The organism is Streptomyces sp. SID486, assembly GCF_009865385.1.
In the GTDB taxonomy this organism is placed as follows: domain Bacteria; phylum Actinomycetota; class Actinomycetes; order Streptomycetales; family Streptomycetaceae; genus Streptomyces.
Window position 1 is genome coordinate 1 of record NZ_WWJT01000674.1, and the last position, 1,734, is coordinate 1,734.

Annotated in this window: 1 protein-coding gene; it reads right to left on the minus strand. The window is 77.4% G+C overall.

Features of this window, described 5'->3' with window-relative positions:
• Positions 1-1,734 (minus strand): acyltransferase domain-containing protein (locus GT045_RS31350; RefSeq protein WP_161336252.1); only part of this gene is annotated, 1,734 nt, incomplete at both ends.

The window sequence follows — 1,734 nt, forward strand, 5'->3', positions numbered from 1 at the left end:
GTGGCGAGCGGGGTGGCGGGGGTTGGGGAAAGGGAGCCGGGGGTGCCGCGGAGGTGGGGGCGGCGGTGGTTCGCGGCCAGCACCTCCGCCGTCGTGAGCGCGGTGTCCCGTAGCAGGGCGGCCAGTTCGGCGGCGGCCGGATGGTGCCGGGCCAGGTCGTCGAGCGCGGCGGCGGTGTCGGGGCGGGTGGCTTCGGCGCCGGGGCGGGTGGCGTGGGTATCGGAGCGGGTGGCGGCTGCCTTGAAGCGAGTGGCGTCGGTGCTGCGGCGAGTGGTGGCGGTGCCGAGTCGAGCGGCTTCGGTGCCGGAGCGGGCGGTGGCGGTGGCGGGGCGGGTGGTGAGTGCCTCCGGTGCCGGGGGGACTTCCGCCGTGGGCAGGAGCGGCGTCCCGGCCCCCGCGGACGGACCGCTGGGTCGTGGGCCCGCCCCCGTGCCCCTCAGTTGCGCGCGCAGCGCATCGCGGGACGGGCCGTCCAGGGACACCAGGGCGCTGCCGAGGTCGAGGCGGACGGGCGGACGGGTGCCGGCCGGGCGAGCGGCCGCGGCCCGGGACGGTGCGATGGGCGCCGTGAGTGCGGTGGCCGTGTTGCGCGCCGTGGGCCGGGTCGGTGCCATGGCCGCCCCCGCCGTCCACAACGCCGTCGCCACGCGCCTGAGTTGGGCCATACCGCCGTGGTGGGGCGAGGTGGCGGCGACGGCCAGGTGGTCGCGGTCGCCGAGGGTGTCGCCGACGAGCGAGGTCAGCCGGCCGGGGCCGGTCTGGACGAAGACGCGGTGGCCGGCGGCGTACAGCGCCTCGGTCAGCTCGCGGAAGCGGACCGGCTCCAGCAGGTGCCGTACGAACAGTTCACGGATCGCCGGCTCGTCCGGGGGGAAGGGCGCGGCGGTCGTGCCCGACCAGACCGGCACGGTCGGCGGGTGCAGCCGGAAGCGGTCGGCGGCCTTCCTGATGGGGGCGAGGAAGGGTTCCAGCATCGGGGTGTGGAACCCGGACCTGAAGGGCAGCACCTGGCAGAGCACGCCGTCGGCCCGGAGGGTCCGGGCGAACTCCTCCACCGCCGTCGCGGGTCCGCAGACCATGGACTGGCGGGGCGCGTTGTCGTGGGAGAGCACGACTCCCGATTCCGCCCAGGCGTCGGCGAGCGTGGCACGCACCCGGGCGGCGGAGGTGCCGACGGCGGCGAAGACGAGGCCCGGGACGGTGACCGAGTCCGGGTCGAACCCGGCCATGAACGCGTCGACCTCGGCGGCCGAGTACAGCCCGGCGGCGGCCATGGCCGTCCACTCGCCGACGCTGTGACCGGCCACCGCGTCGGGGACGACGCCCATGCGGCGCAGGGCCTGGTCCAGCAGGCGGCCCACGCCGACGACACCGAAGCCGTGCCGGCCGACGTCGCCGATCCGGACGTCCGGGCCGGTGCCCGCGGCCGGGGTCAGGCCGAAGTGGTCGGCGATGTCGTCGGTACGGGCGGTGAAGTCGGCCTCCAGGCCGGGGAAGAGGAACGCCAGCCTGCCGCCGGCGCGGCCGAGCAGCGGAGCCGGCCGGAACCACACGTCGCTGCGGCCCTGCCAGGCGTGTCCCTTGGCGACCGCGCGGCGGGCCAGGGCCAGCCGTCTGGCGGTCGGGTCCACGACACCGAGCCGGACCGGGCCGGCGTCGGCGTGCGGCCGGTCGGGGTCGAGCCCGGCGGCGAGCACGGCCGAGTCGTCGTGGCCGAGGAGGGTGGCGAGGCCG